Origin of the sequence: Bacteroides sp. L10-4, from assembly GCF_013373675.1 — a bacterium.
GTDB classification, from domain to species: Bacteria; Bacteroidota; Bacteroidia; order Bacteroidales; family Bacteroidaceae; genus Bacteroides; species Bacteroides muris.
In genome coordinates, this window is record NZ_JABXJH010000002.1 from 152,731 (window position 1) to 164,735 (window position 12,005).

The following is a 12,005-nucleotide window of genomic DNA, read 5'->3' on the forward strand; positions in this document are numbered from 1 at the left end:
TCACTTCCACGAGATGCTAATAGGAAACTTCCCATCGGGGTTCTCTGTCACTGTATATCCAAGCATTTCCAATTTTGCCTGGTCTTTTGGAGTAATAACTTCTAAATAAGTTCTGAAATTGCCTTTCTCAGCTGCACGTTCAATCTGTTCACATATACGCTCAATATCCGAGTAAGCCTTGGCTTTTTCGTTTGCCTCTTGGGCGGTAATAAATTTCTTATCCATAATATTATTTTCATTTAGTTTTATCGAATCACAAAAATGCTCTCAAATAGTTCTTCATTTCTTGTGGAAATAATTCTTTATCTTTTTAAAATTAATCATACAAGTTCTTTCTTCAACACTATCCTCTTCTTTCTTATGTGTAAAAAAGACTAATCTGTTGCGCTCTAAATCCCATCCTATATATCCTTCGGTAACAGAATCTTTTCCTATATAACATATTATTGGGATTCCTTCATATTCGAATATCACATCGCCAAATTTATATAGTCCAGCATCCATTCTTCGGATTGTTTCTTCAATATATTCATTCATCATTTAAATAAAGAGTTTATGATTTCAGTAATTAGCTTCATTTCAAGCGGTTTGAACGAATCTGTACGTAACTTGTAGTAAAAAGTGGCATAAGCCATTCCACTCTCCTCAAGAACCCTCTTCCTGAGAATATCCTTCTGAACATCAGACAGCTTGTCATAATGGTCTCTAAATACCATTTTTGTAGATTTCTCCATTATTGTAATATTTATCTTGATTATTAGTGCTATATTTATACTGCAAAGCTAATATATATTTTATAGTATAAATTATATTTTAGCGATAAAATCTATTATATTTTAATATTTAGACTTTGTATAAATAATATTTATGTTTAACGGACAGAAGCTCAAAGATTTATTAGAATCTAAAGGAATAGCTCAAAATGAGTTTAGTAAACGGATAGGGATAGCAGAACAAACTCTTTATGGCTATTTCAGATTGACTGCAAACCCTACATCTAATATTTTAGAAAAAATGGCTAATGAACTAAAATGTAGTTTAGATTACTTTTTTGACAGGGAAATTGATACTACAGAAATAAATATTGGTCATCAGGTTAAAGGCAATGGCAACAAAGTATCTGGGAACATTTCTTTGAGTGAATGTCAAAAGGAGATAGCCCACCTCAATGCCCTTTTGGAAGAAAAGGAAAGGGTGATAAGCGAGAAAGAGAGAACGATTCAGATATTAATGAATAAGTAGTGAAGAAATGGGATTGCTCTGGAAAAATGAAAATTCAGTTGATTTGTCGTTAAAGGAAATCTTAAACGAAATAAAACTTCTCAGAAGTGAAGTTAACGCTCTTAATACTAAAAACGAAGAGCTGAAACAAGAAATAAATGAACTGAAACAGAAAGAAGAAAGTGCTACTGAAAATTTAGTAGCACACATGAAACGTACAATTGACAATCAAATTATCATAGAAAAAAAGATAATTCAGTATGCAGATGAATATCTAATTCCTATCCATCAGAACGTATATAACATGTACAATGATGTAGAAAGAGAATTGAAAAGCATCAAAGGAAAAATCTAAGATTTAACCAAGCGCTCATCTTTGTTCCCAGTTTTGATATACTGATAAATTCTATCTGCAAGGTCTATGGGAGTAAGAGATAGAGCAAGGTCTCTCTTCGATTGTTCTTGTATCAATTGCATAGCGTACGAAACACACAATTCTCTCAATTTTTGGTCTTCCATTATAACTAAGTTTTAAATAACAATGCAAAAATGAAGGAATAGAATAGCTAATAAAAGGACATTATAGAAAAGTATAAAATTATGGAAAGGAAATCGTATTCAGAACTTCAGCAGCAGTCCTTAGAAGAAGCAACCTTCTACATGACCTCTGCAATCGAGATTATCAATGACAAATTCAATGATTCTTCTTATGCAGAGAATCACCCCGAACTTTTGGGAGCTTTCATGCAAACTGCCGCCATTTCCAATTTAGAATCTGTTTTGAAGAATAAATTGGAAAATATCGAAAAAGTGATAGAGCAAATGCAGTAAATCAACTAATTACAAGAATTATCCCCGGACAAATTTCGGACACTGCAACAGATTAATAACCAAGGTATAAATTCGTAGCATGTTGACAATCAAGGATAACAAGAAGACAACAAATTGTCGTTGTACTTCGAGCCTCTCCTCCCGTGCATGAACGATAAAGGCTGTAAGCAATGCTTACAGCCTTTGTCGTTTTATAAACGCCTACCGGATATCTATCAGCTTATGTGTCTGCAAACTAAGCCTCCACTTAGGATACTTCATCACGCAATCCACCGTTTCGGCTGTATTGCTGCAAGAGCAAGGCTGGAGAAAGAAATGCCTGGCAGGCAGCTGCTCATAAACAGTAATATCCTGCCCTTCATACACCACCTTCACTTCATCCATACGCGTAATTTCCAGCTTTGCCCCCTGCTTGGGAGAACAGGTCACCCAGTCTATATTATCCGGCAGCAGACGGGTACCGTTTGTTTCAATACAGACATACTTTCCCGCCTGGTGCAGACAATCCACAAATTCACGGTCAATCCAAAGGGAGGGTTCTCCACCGGTCAGTATCACGGTAGCGGCAGGATATTTTCCGACCTCCTCCAGAATCTCCTTATCGGACATCCATCTTCCCTCCTCATGCTGCGTATCGCAAAAGGGGCACTTCAGGTTACAACCGGAAAAACGGATAAAGACAGCCGGAGTACCCGTATGGTATCCTTCTCCCTGCAAACTGTAGAATATCTCATTAATCTTCCTCATAGACGGCAATGTTTGATTCCGACTCCTGCACCTCTACCTTGAAGCAAGTGGGTATCTGGTCGCATATCCAACGGGCTATGTTCTCGGCTGTGGGATTGAAGGAAAGCACTTCATTAAGATTGTGATGGTCCAGCTGTTCCTTTACCACCTGCTTGATGTGACTGAAGTCTACCACCATTCCGTCCGCATTCAGCTCTTTGGAACGGCAATAGACAGTGATAATCCAGTTGTGACCGTGCAGATTCTCACACTTGCTGCGATAAGAAAGTTTCAGGCTATGGGCAGCCGACACTTCCATGCGTTTGATGACTGTGTACATACTTGTTAATACGCTAATTAATATAATATAAGTTATCGCATCTAATGTCACCTCGATGCGACGGCAAAATTACAAAAAACTTAAGATTTATCCATTTACTTCCCTAACTTATTCGTACACACAAAGAGAATTGGCAACCTTACGCTCTGCACTGCCACTCGGGGTATTGGCTATTCCCTTATCCGGCAACGCCCCACTCCACAGCGTAGAAGAACCACCGCCGTCCAGATTCAACGCATCCTCCCCACCCAATATACGAATCATATGGGCAAGCTCGGGTATATTGATACCTTCCGATTTTCCCTTCCGACGTCCGTCAACAACAATAAGCAGGATTTTTCCTTCTCTTGTCAGCGCCACAGCACTGCGGGGATGCTTGGTATTTACAAAATTCCGGTTAGTCCCGGACAAGTCGCACATTTGCCCGTCCTTCAGCATCAAAGGACCGGAAGCCAGCACAGTGCCCTTTTTCAAAGTACACGTCTTTTCATCCTGCCTACTCCAGGGAATCAGTTCCAGCCTGCCCTTCCTTATGAACACAGCTCCATTGGACACTGTTGCCAGAACCCCGGTAGAGGTAGTATCTATCACCACCCCGTCCTTACGCAGATAACAGACGGAATTACCGGCTTTCATATCAAAATAGGAACCATTGATGGCCGCCACCGCACCTGCATGCCGGGCGGCTACGCTGGTCTCCTCCTTGGGATTGTGGACGAGCACATCAAAACGGTAGCGCTTCGGGGATATTTCAAGAATGGACACTTCCTGAGGAACTCCATACAAAGAACTGAATACTGCCTTTTTATAAAGCATCCCTTTCTGCAGGGGCTCAGTCTGCCAGGTGGCAGAAACGATGGCAAGAGAATCGGCAGCAGTCTGCGCCATTGCTGTGAACATGCCGTAACAGAGATACACTGCCAGGAATATTTTCTTTTTCATAAGATGGGATTGGTTTAAATTAATTCATAGCTGCAGATTTGAATCGGCATGTCGAGATTATGCAACACCTTTTCAAGCTGTATACCTTCACGGTTGTCGTACTCGTATCCGAAAGTAGCACGGATACCTTGCAGAATGAACTGCGTGGCACGGTCCAGGGCAATGGGCAAACTGTCGCCTTGCAACAGTGCTCCGGTGATGACACTGGTAAACGTATCCCCCGTTCCGGGATAATGGGCCGGCAAGTAAGGACACGTAACCTTCCAGTAGCGGTTACCGTTCCGGTTATAGGCATATACGGACGTCTTATGCTTATCATCCCATACAGGCACACTGGTAATAATCACCACTTCGGGACCACAATCGGAAAGCTGGCGAAGATATGACTTCAACTCCTCATCCGTATTCATCTCCTTATAAGGAATGCCCAGCAGATAGAACAGTTCCGTCAGATTGGGAGTAACGACATCGGCCTTGGTGATGAGATGTTTCATTTCATCAATCATGGACTCGTGGAAGTTCGCATAAAGCCGTCCGTTATCGCCCAACACCGGGTCTACCACAACCAGACCGTCCGGTCGGTGGAAGTCATCAATAAAGTCAGAAACAATATGTATCTGCCGCGGAGAACCCAGATAGCCAGTATAAAAGGCATCAAACTGCATTTCCAGCTTTTTCCACTCGGAAATAATCTTCGGCATTTCATCCGTCAAGTCCAGAAAAGAGAATTCCGGATACTGGGTATGGCTTGACAATACGGCTGTAGGCAACGGGCACACCTGGAAACCCATAGACGAAAGAATGGGAATGACCACCGTCAGAGACACCCGTCCGACTCCCGACAAGTCGTGGACGGCAACAACCTTCTTTACTTTATTCGCATACATATTATCTATATTATTATTTTTCCTACATTTGCCGCATGAAAACAGTCTACATCATTTTAGGAACACTTTCTTTGGCACTCGGCATCATCGGTATCTTCCTGCCGTTGCTGCCCACTACGCCTTTCCTGCTGCTCACGGCTACGCTCTATTTCAGAGGCTCACCCAGACTGTACCAATGGCTGCTGAACCACAAATGCCTCGGCCCCTACATCCGCAACTTCCGCGAGAACAAAGCCATCCCTCTACGTGCCAAAATCATCTCCCTACTGCTGATGTGGGGAACAATGGTTTACTGCATCTTCTTCCTGATTCCACTAACAGAAATAAAGATAGTATTGTTTCTTGTCGCTGTGGGGGTGACTTGGCATATTCTGTCATTCAAGACGTTGAGGTAACGTGCTAAATTCCTCCCAATTTTTCAAAGAATTCTCCCAACCCCTTCCGGGCATCGGCAAGCTTGTCTTCCCAATGTTTCACGGAGTTCTGTCCGATAATGTCCGTCACGTACTTCACCGAAATGAAAGGAACATTCTTGGCACGGCATACTAAAGCTTGGGCATAGGCTTCCATATCCACAACATCACCGGACACATCCGAGAGTTCTGTCAGGAAAGTATCCCCCGTATTGCATACACCGCCTGCCGGCCAGTGCAAACAATATCCTTTTTGGGACAACAAATCCGTTGAATCAATCTCATGCTCCATACCAAGCTCCACCAGCTTCTGCATATCGCGGTCTACGAAATGGCGACATACGAAAATATCTCCTACCTGGTGACAGATAGTCCCTGCCGTACCCACATTGACCACCAGGTCAGGTTGCACATGGTTTATTGCTTCCGAAAGATAAAAAGCCGATTTCACCTTTCCCACGCCGGTACGGAGATAGCCAATCTGCACCTCTTCCTCCCCCATCAGTCCGGGAAATTTCAATTCAGTAAATTCGCCTTGTACGGCATAAGTAACCAAGATTCTCATATCAATTCATTGTTTTTAATCAGACACTGCCATTTTCCATCAACCTCATCAAATTCTCAGGAAAATCATAATTTTCCCACCAGATAAGATTTCAATGACTCTACATATTCCTCAAAGGCATCCACTCCCTGCGGAGTAATCCTACAAAGCGTACAAGGCATTTTTCCTTTAAAAGTTTTTGTTATCTCCACATAACCCGCCTTGCTGAGCTTATCCAACTGCACACTGAGGTTTCCTGCCGTAGCTTTCGTTTGTTGACGGATATAGACAAAATCCGCTTCCTCGACACTGATGAGCAACGATATCACCGCAAGCCGCAGTTCACTGTGAAGCAAAGGGTTCAGTTCTTTAAACATATCAAATTTTATTCTTCCGTTTACTTTTCAACAATGCATAGAGAGATATTCCCACCAAAGGAAGGTGATACAATCCCAAATAAAACCCTGCATCGGTTGCAAAATTGCCCATGTTATAACAGCCGATGATAAACCCCACCAACGCCGTTACCCGCAGCAAAGTTAAATCAATATTTTCTTTACTCAATAGAAGCAGGACCAGAAAAACCGGAGTCATCGGACAAAATGCCATCGCCGAGCCTCCGGCAAACAGATGTATCGGGCTGAAATCGGGTTCTGCGCCACGCATCATGTCCATAGGCCAACATAGGCAAAAGAGTGCCACGGGTATCAGCCATGCCGTCCTTCGGTTCAGATTGCCGAAGGTCAGCCTGCTGCTCCCCCGCCAGGCTTCCCTCATCCAAAGCAGGGCAACCAAGAGCATCATCACCACATTGACCGTCACTATGCTGAAACCATATTTATCTGTTACTGCCACATTCTGTACAATGGCATACAGCACATAGCAACCTCCCACATAAAACATAAACCAGCGCGACATCGTCACGCGCCGAAGCACAAGCAGCATCAGCATGACAAGGGAAACAATCTGAAAAGTCCACGCATAAGGATACATCCCTTGTATAAGTGCATGGCTCAAGGTATAAATTATCAGATCACTGATGTTCTCCCACCGAAATCCTTTAGTAGCAATCGGCAATAGAATAAATTGCAAAACAATTATACACACAATAAACTTTCGGGAAAGCAGGAATTTGTCTAAAGCACTGTTTCGTGTCATCATACTTCACCCCACTCTCCGTTTCGATTTTCTTTCCGCGCCTTATAATTCAGTATATGCCCGGGAATAATCAGCGAAAATACCAGTACACCGACAAACCAAAGCAGGGATGAGAGGAAAGGCACTTCTCCCCAAGTATACAACAAATTCTTCAGCCCCCATAAAAAGCCAAACAGCGGGAAGATAAAAAACGTAGTATAGCGAATGATGCAGCCCGTAATGATGCTGCCCAACGAGAAGAAGATGGCACACAAAGGCAGAATAGTTTCGTAATGTCCGGCATCCGTTGCCGCCAGCACCCCCATCATACATACCATCCCGAACACCCCCCACACCCGCTCCAGTATCTTGTCAAGATAAAACTTCACAGGTTTTTGCCGCTTACGCAATAAGAGGAACATCAACAGATACCCCACAACCGGAATCCCCCAGAATCCCCACATCCAGACAGGATTGCCCGTAAACGTGACACCTGCCCATACGGCCAAAGTCACCAACACACCTACATATCCCCACACTAAAAAACCATTTCCGCTACCCGTATCCAGGTTGCGACGCGTATTGCGTATCATTCGAGCGATAAGTTCCAAACTCTCTTTCTCGTTCAATTCTTTATCTTTCATAATTATACCCGATATGATTACTTCTTCATTCCCTTTCGGACATCCACCAACGGCACAACCACCGTCTCCGTATTTTCTTTTACCTCCCAATCGACAATGGCACAATACTCCATCGGTACTCCGTCCTCTCTGTCGAGCCGGTAATTACCGTTTTCATCGTGATAGACGTAAATTTTGCACTTGCCCGCAGGCACATCCTTCAGCTCCAGCACGACATCGCTCACAGCGGCATCCACCATATTATATTGCCCCTTGTCGGTAGCCGCCATCAGCTTCCCCTTGGCAGAAGGAACATTCGTCACTTTCAGCGTCAGAACACTCTGCGCCGACACACCCACTACAAACATACTAAAAAGAACGATTACCATACCTTTATAACCCATTGTTTTCATAATCACACTTCATTTTAAAGTTACACACATATTAATAAAAACACTTTTTAGGTTCGAACTCCAATGCAAATATAATTAGTTTATTTTATAAACCAAACTATTATATAAATTATTTTATTTATTTCTTTGCATCCTACTTTACTGTAGGTTATTCCAATCATTCCCAAGCAGTAGTTCCGAAAACAGCAAAAAGTAATTCCTGCCTTACTAACTATTAATCGTCCGATAACCGTTTTATTATCGTCCGACATATGTCTAATTATCGTCCGACAGTTGTTGGACGATAATTCAACAACTGTCGGACGATTAATAGTTAGCAACAGAAATACTAAGCGTTTGAAAAGAAAGGAAGAGAATCCTTGCAGAAAACCAATAGTCCCACACATATCCTATCTTTTGATAAACAGTCCGCCCCTTTTTCAATCCCCCGAAACCAGGTTTTCATAGGCCATTTCGGTTATTTCGATACCTCTACAGCACATTTTCTCCGAAAAGTTTTTGTAATCTCCAAGTAAATCGTATTTTTGTGTACAATTTTGGTGTAGTAATGACAGACGAAGAAAAGAAGCTATTAAGTACCTTTGAAGCCAGACTGCGGCATTTAATCTATCTGCACGATGGATTAAAACGCGAAAATACTGAGCTAAAGCAACTTCTTAAAGCCAAAGAGGAAGAATACGGGAAGGTACAGGCTGAATACCGCGAACTGGAACTTAACTACACGAACCTAAAAACAGCTATGACAATCAGCCTTAACGGCAGCGACGTGAAAGAGACGAAACTGCGATTGTCCAAATTAGTGCGTGAAATCGATAAATGCATCGCTTTGTTGAATGAATAAAGAAAAGAGGATGTATGAACGATAAAATAAAGATAAACCTGAAGATGGCAGGAGCCTCCTACCCTCTCACAATCAACCGTGAGGACGAGGAAATGGTAAGAGAAGCCGCCAAGCAGGTAGATATCAGACTCAATGCGTATCGGGAGCATTATCTGAATGTGTCTCTAGAGAGAATTATAGCTATGGTGGCCTATCAGTTCGCTTTAGAAAACCTTCGGTTGAAGGATCGTAATGATACTGAACCCTATACAGCTAAAATAAAGGAACTGACAGAGGTATTGGAGACCTATTTCAAGGAACAATAAGCTGCAATCCCTCCGTCGGGTCGGTAAAAGAGAGAAATTCGCGCACTGTACAAAAGTTTGCCCTTCATCGAAGCAAGCTTTTATGCAGTGCTTTTTTATTTATATATTAAAAACAAATTAATAAAATGACAGTAGTTACAATAGTATTATCCATTGCCTGCTTCATTGTCGGAGGGTTTGCCTCGTACTTGTTCTTCAAGCACGGGCTGAAAAACAAATACGACGGTATCCTGAAAGATGCGGAAGCGGAAGCGGAAGTGATTAAGAAGAACAAGTTGCTGGAAGTAAAGGAAAAATTCTTAAACAAGAAGGCAGACCTGGAAAAAGAAGTGGCCCAACGTAACCAAAAGATACAGCAGGCAGAAAACAAGCTGAAACAACGTGAATTGGTACTGAACCAACGCCAGGAAGAAATCCAGCGCAAGAAGATGGAAGCAGAAGCCGTGAAAGAAAATCTAGAAGCCCAGCTGTCCATCGTAGACAAGAAGAAAGAAGAACTGGAGCACATGCAGCGCCAGGAAATAGAAAAACTGGAAGCTATCTCCGGACTTTCTGCCGAAGAAGCCAAAGAGCGCATGGTGGAATCCCTGAAGGAAGAAGCCAAAACGCAGGCCCAGTCCTACATCAACGACATCATGGACGACGCCAAGCTGACAGCAAGCAAAGAGGCCAAGCGCATCGTGATACAGAGCATCCAGCGTGTAGCTACGGAAACAGCCATTGAAAACTCAGTAACCGTGTTCCACATCGAATCAGATGAAATAAAGGGACGTATCATCGGTCGCGAAGGCCGCAACATCCGTGCTCTGGAAGCCGCTACCGGTGTAGAAATCGTAGTAGACGATACTCCGGAAGCTATCGTATTGTCAGCCTTCGACCCGGTTCGCCGTGAGATTGCACGTCTGGCATTGCACCAGCTGGTGACGGACGGACGTATCCATCCGGCACGCATTGAAGAGGTAGTTGCCAAAGTACGCAAGCAGGTAGAAGAGGAAATCATCGAAACCGGTAAACGTACTACTATCGACCTGGGCATCCACGGTCTGCACCCGGAACTTATCCGCATTATCGGTAAGATGAAATACCGTTCTTCGTACGGCCAGAACCTTTTGCAGCATGCACGCGAGACAGCCAATCTTTGCGCTGTGATGGCATCAGAGCTGGGACTCAACCCGAAGAAAGCAAAACGTGCCGGACTGCTGCACGATATAGGTAAGGTGCCCGATGAAGAACCGGAATTGCCGCATGCACTCTATGGTATGAAGCTGGCAGAAAAGTTTAAGGAAAAACCGGACATCTGCAACGCCATCGGTGCCCACCACGACGAAGTGGAAATGACCAGCCTGCTGGCCCCCATCGTACAAGTATGCGACGCCATTTCAGGAGCACGCCCGGGAGCACGCCGCGAAATTGTAGAAGCATACATCAAGCGCCTGAACGACCTTGAACAATTGGCCATGTCCTATCCGGGAGTGACAAAGACATATGCCATCCAGGCAGGTCGTGAGTTGCGCGTCATTGTCGGTGCCGACAAGATTGACGACAAGCAGACGGAGAGTCTTTCCGGCGAAATCGCCAAGAAGATTCAGGATGAAATGACTTATCCGGGCCAGGTGAAGATTACCGTTATCCGCGAGACGCGTGCAGTGAGCTACGCAAAGTAACATCGGAAAAGAAAATAAATGCAGAAAAGGGTGAATTCATATTCACCCTTTTCTTATTTTTGCACTATAACCATAACTTTACAAAAATGAAAGATTATCAGTTTGAAGTTTGTGCCAACTCCGTAGAGAGTTGCATTGCCGCACAAGCCGGCGGAGCAGACCGAGTAGAACTATGTGCAGGCATCCCCGAGGGAGGAACAACCCCCTCATACGGCGATATCCTCATCGCACGGGAAGTATTGCAGCAGACCAAATTGCATATCATTGTCCGTCCTCGCGGAGGAGACTTCCTTTACTCCTCCACCGAACAGCGCATCATGCTGAAAGACATAGAGAATGCCCGCCGTCTAGGCGCTGACGGAGTCGTGTTCGGTTGCCTGACGGCAGAAGGAGATGTAGACCTCCCATTGATGGAGCAACTTATGAAAGCCTCACAAGGGATGTCCGTCACCTTCCACCGTGCTTTCGATGTATGCAGAAATCCACGAAAAGCAATAGAAGATATTATCGCATTAGGATGCAACCGCATCCTAACTTCCGGACAGCAATCTACAGCAGAGCAAGGCATCCCTCTGCTAGAAGAGCTCCAACAACAAGCAGCAGGCCGAATCATTCTATTGGCAGGCTGTGGGGTGAATGAAACCAACATAGCCCACATTGCCCGAGAAACCGGTATCCGCGAGTTCCATTTCTCCGCCAGGGAGAATATCGAGAGTTCCATGCTCTATCATAATTCCAACGTCTCTATGGGAGGAACGGTACATATTGATGAATATACACACACCATCACTACGACGGAACGGGTAAGGCAAACAATCGGAGCATTGAAAACCTCTCTCCTAGCCCCTCCTCATGGGGAGGAGGACAAAGATAGTCCTACAAAATACAAACAAGGGTAACTTCAAAACGGGGTGTCAAAACACCAAAAATATGAAAATCACCCCTGCCACAGATATCTGTAGCAAGGGTGATTTTGTTAAAAAGAGGGTTTTGACACATTTACATTTGCAGTATTAAATATCACAACAAAATATAAGTGTATATTTGAAAAGTAGAGTTGCAGTGAACTAACTTTGACACTAGTCTTAAATGACTATAGGCTGAATCAGACTGCAACT

The 12,005-nt window shown here is 43.7% G+C and carries 20 protein-coding genes; 8 read left to right on the top strand and 12 right to left on the bottom strand.

Translation table 11 applies throughout. The features are described 5' to 3' along the window. The 3 genes from HU824_RS01670 to HU824_RS01680 are packed head-to-tail and all read right to left on the bottom strand — an operon-like array spanning window position 1 to window position 734. The gene (locus tag HU824_RS01670; protein WP_176467867.1) at window positions 1-225 is read right to left on the bottom strand and encodes a hypothetical protein; all 225 of its coding nucleotides are present in this window, start codon (window positions 223-225) and stop codon (window positions 1-3) included. 54 nt (window positions 226-279) lie between these two features. Then, complete coding sequence (locus HU824_RS01675; protein WP_176467868.1) at window positions 280-540, bottom strand: hypothetical protein; 261 nt, start codon at window positions 538-540, stop codon at window positions 280-282. After that, window positions 537-734, bottom strand: coding sequence for a hypothetical protein (locus HU824_RS01680; protein WP_217994155.1), 198 nt, complete (start codon window positions 732-734; stop codon window positions 537-539). The genes HU824_RS01675 and HU824_RS01680 overlap by 4 nt, the downstream gene beginning before the upstream one ends. A gap of 133 nt (window positions 735-867) precedes the next feature. Here HU824_RS01680 and HU824_RS01685 point away from each other — a divergent pair, with 133 nt between their 5' ends. From HU824_RS01685 to HU824_RS01695, 3 genes are all read left to right on the top strand, one after another. After that, complete coding sequence (locus tag HU824_RS01685) at window positions 868-1,242, top strand: helix-turn-helix domain-containing protein (protein WP_176467869.1); 375 nt, start codon at window positions 868-870, stop codon at window positions 1,240-1,242. 7 nt (window positions 1,243-1,249) lie between these two features. Then, the gene (locus HU824_RS01690) at window positions 1,250-1,576 is read left to right on the top strand and encodes a hypothetical protein (protein ID WP_176467870.1); all 327 of its coding nucleotides are present in this window, start codon (window positions 1,250-1,252) and stop codon (window positions 1,574-1,576) included. Window positions 1,577-1,821: 245 nt separating this feature from the next. Then, window positions 1,822-2,052: a hypothetical protein gene (locus HU824_RS01695; RefSeq protein ID WP_176467871.1), complete on the top strand. Its 231-nt coding sequence runs from the start codon at window positions 1,822-1,824 to the stop codon at window positions 2,050-2,052. A 201-nt stretch (window positions 2,053-2,253) separates the two neighbouring features. On the opposite strand, the gene HU824_RS01700 is transcribed toward HU824_RS01695, so the two are convergent. The 4 genes from HU824_RS01700 to HU824_RS01715 form a co-directional block, all read right to left on the bottom strand. After that, on the bottom strand, window positions 2,254-2,799 hold the full coding sequence (locus HU824_RS01700) for a radical SAM protein (RefSeq protein ID WP_176467872.1): 546 nt from the start codon (window positions 2,797-2,799) through the stop codon (window positions 2,254-2,256). Further along, a complete protein-coding gene (gene queD, locus HU824_RS01705) occupies window positions 2,786-3,118 on the bottom strand; it encodes a 6-carboxytetrahydropterin synthase QueD (protein ID WP_005826426.1) in 333 nt (110 codons plus the stop codon). Before queD ends, HU824_RS01700 begins: the two co-directional genes overlap by 14 nt. A gap of 108 nt (window positions 3,119-3,226) precedes the next feature. After that, window positions 3,227-4,060 (bottom strand): phosphodiester glycosidase family protein, encoded by an 834-nt coding sequence (locus HU824_RS01710; RefSeq protein ID WP_176467873.1) that lies wholly within the window; start codon window positions 4,058-4,060, stop codon window positions 3,227-3,229. Between the two features lie 14 nt (window positions 4,061-4,074). After that, window positions 4,075-4,947, bottom strand: a complete 873-nt coding sequence (locus tag HU824_RS01715; RefSeq protein ID WP_016273219.1) for a pyridoxamine kinase — start codon at window positions 4,945-4,947, stop codon at window positions 4,075-4,077. 35 nt (window positions 4,948-4,982) lie between these two features. On the opposite strand from HU824_RS01715, the gene HU824_RS01720 reads away from it, so the two are divergent. After that, entirely contained in the window at window positions 4,983-5,342 is a 360-nt protein-coding gene (locus HU824_RS01720) for a YbaN family protein (protein WP_136009437.1), read from the top strand. 4 nt (window positions 5,343-5,346) lie between these two features. Here HU824_RS01720 and HU824_RS01725 read toward each other — a convergent pair whose 3' ends face one another. From HU824_RS01725 to HU824_RS01745, 5 genes are all read right to left on the bottom strand, one after another. Next, window positions 5,347-5,925, bottom strand: coding sequence for a nucleosidase (locus tag HU824_RS01725; protein WP_176467874.1), 579 nt, complete (start codon window positions 5,923-5,925; stop codon window positions 5,347-5,349). 65 nt (window positions 5,926-5,990) lie between these two features. Next, a complete protein-coding gene (locus HU824_RS01730) occupies window positions 5,991-6,281 on the bottom strand; it encodes a transcriptional regulator (RefSeq protein WP_176467875.1) in 291 nt (96 codons plus the stop codon). Between the two features lies 1 nt (window position 6,282). Beyond that, complete coding sequence (locus HU824_RS01735) at window positions 6,283-6,897, bottom strand: hypothetical protein (RefSeq protein WP_255260436.1); 615 nt, start codon at window positions 6,895-6,897, stop codon at window positions 6,283-6,285. Between the two features lie 164 nt (window positions 6,898-7,061). Beyond that, a complete protein-coding gene (locus HU824_RS01740) occupies window positions 7,062-7,685 on the bottom strand; it encodes a hypothetical protein (protein ID WP_176467877.1) in 624 nt (207 codons plus the stop codon). Window positions 7,686-7,702: 17 nt separating this feature from the next. Then, window positions 7,703-8,077, bottom strand: a complete 375-nt coding sequence (locus HU824_RS01745; RefSeq protein ID WP_136009432.1) for a DUF2141 domain-containing protein — start codon at window positions 8,075-8,077, stop codon at window positions 7,703-7,705. Window positions 8,078-8,624: 547 nt separating this feature from the next. Here HU824_RS01745 and HU824_RS01750 point away from each other — a divergent pair. The 4 genes from HU824_RS01750 (at window position 8,625) to HU824_RS01765 (ending at window position 11,786) form a co-directional block, all read left to right on the top strand. After that, the gene (locus HU824_RS01750) at window positions 8,625-8,918 is read left to right on the top strand and encodes a hypothetical protein (RefSeq protein WP_176467878.1); all 294 of its coding nucleotides are present in this window, start codon (window positions 8,625-8,627) and stop codon (window positions 8,916-8,918) included. A gap of 14 nt (window positions 8,919-8,932) precedes the next feature. Then, window positions 8,933-9,223 (top strand): cell division protein ZapA, encoded by a 291-nt coding sequence (locus tag HU824_RS01755; RefSeq protein WP_148356360.1) that lies wholly within the window; start codon window positions 8,933-8,935, stop codon window positions 9,221-9,223. Window positions 9,224-9,348: 125 nt separating this feature from the next. Beyond that, window positions 9,349-10,887: a ribonuclease Y gene (rny, locus tag HU824_RS01760; protein WP_176467879.1), complete on the top strand. Its 1,539-nt coding sequence runs from the start codon at window positions 9,349-9,351 to the stop codon at window positions 10,885-10,887. An 86-nt stretch (window positions 10,888-10,973) separates the two neighbouring features. Next, window positions 10,974-11,786 carry a copper homeostasis protein CutC gene (locus HU824_RS01765; protein ID WP_136009428.1) on the top strand — a complete coding sequence of 271 codons (813 nt, stop codon included), beginning with the start codon at window positions 10,974-10,976 and terminating at the stop codon, window positions 11,784-11,786. Window positions 11,787-12,005: the final 219 nt, after the last annotated feature.

Coding starts and splice junctions, on each gene's coding strand:
- HU824_RS01755 (WP_148356360.1), top strand. CDS start 8,933: ATGAACGATAAAATAAAGATAAACCTGAAGATGGCAGGAGCCTCCTAC.
- HU824_RS01715 (WP_016273219.1), bottom strand. CDS start 4,947: ATGTATGCGAATAAAGTAAAGAAGGTTGTTGCCGTCCACGACTTGTCG.
- HU824_RS01695 (WP_176467871.1), top strand. CDS start 1,822: ATGGAAAGGAAATCGTATTCAGAACTTCAGCAGCAGTCCTTAGAAGAA.
- HU824_RS01750 (WP_176467878.1), top strand. CDS start 8,625: ATGACAGACGAAGAAAAGAAGCTATTAAGTACCTTTGAAGCCAGACTG.
- HU824_RS01710 (WP_176467873.1), bottom strand. CDS start 4,060: ATGAAAAAGAAAATATTCCTGGCAGTGTATCTCTGTTACGGCATGTTC.
- HU824_RS01675 (WP_176467868.1), bottom strand. CDS start 540: ATGATGAATGAATATATTGAAGAAACAATCCGAAGAATGGATGCTGGA.
- HU824_RS01740 (WP_176467877.1), bottom strand. CDS start 7,685: ATGAAAGATAAAGAATTGAACGAGAAAGAGAGTTTGGAACTTATCGCT.
- HU824_RS01765 (WP_136009428.1), top strand. CDS start 10,974: ATGAAAGATTATCAGTTTGAAGTTTGTGCCAACTCCGTAGAGAGTTGC.
- rny (WP_176467879.1), top strand. CDS start 9,349: ATGACAGTAGTTACAATAGTATTATCCATTGCCTGCTTCATTGTCGGA.
- HU824_RS01735 (WP_255260436.1), bottom strand. CDS start 6,897: ATGTATCCTTATGCGTGGACTTTTCAGATTGTTTCCCTTGTCATGCTG.
- HU824_RS01690 (WP_176467870.1), top strand. CDS start 1,250: ATGGGATTGCTCTGGAAAAATGAAAATTCAGTTGATTTGTCGTTAAAG.
- HU824_RS01720 (WP_136009437.1), top strand. CDS start 4,983: ATGAAAACAGTCTACATCATTTTAGGAACACTTTCTTTGGCACTCGGC.
- HU824_RS01745 (WP_136009432.1), bottom strand. CDS start 8,077: ATGAAAACAATGGGTTATAAAGGTATGGTAATCGTTCTTTTTAGTATG.
- HU824_RS01680 (WP_217994155.1), bottom strand. CDS start 734: ATGGAGAAATCTACAAAAATGGTATTTAGAGACCATTATGACAAGCTG.
- HU824_RS01670 (WP_176467867.1), bottom strand. CDS start 225: ATGGATAAGAAATTTATTACCGCCCAAGAGGCAAACGAAAAAGCCAAG.
- queD (WP_005826426.1), bottom strand. CDS start 3,118: ATGTACACAGTCATCAAACGCATGGAAGTGTCGGCTGCCCATAGCCTG.
- HU824_RS01730 (WP_176467875.1), bottom strand. CDS start 6,281: ATGTTTAAAGAACTGAACCCTTTGCTTCACAGTGAACTGCGGCTTGCG.
- HU824_RS01685 (WP_176467869.1), top strand. CDS start 868: ATGTTTAACGGACAGAAGCTCAAAGATTTATTAGAATCTAAAGGAATA.
- HU824_RS01700 (WP_176467872.1), bottom strand. CDS start 2,799: ATGAGGAAGATTAATGAGATATTCTACAGTTTGCAGGGAGAAGGATAC.
- HU824_RS01725 (WP_176467874.1), bottom strand. CDS start 5,925: ATGAGAATCTTGGTTACTTATGCCGTACAAGGCGAATTTACTGAATTG.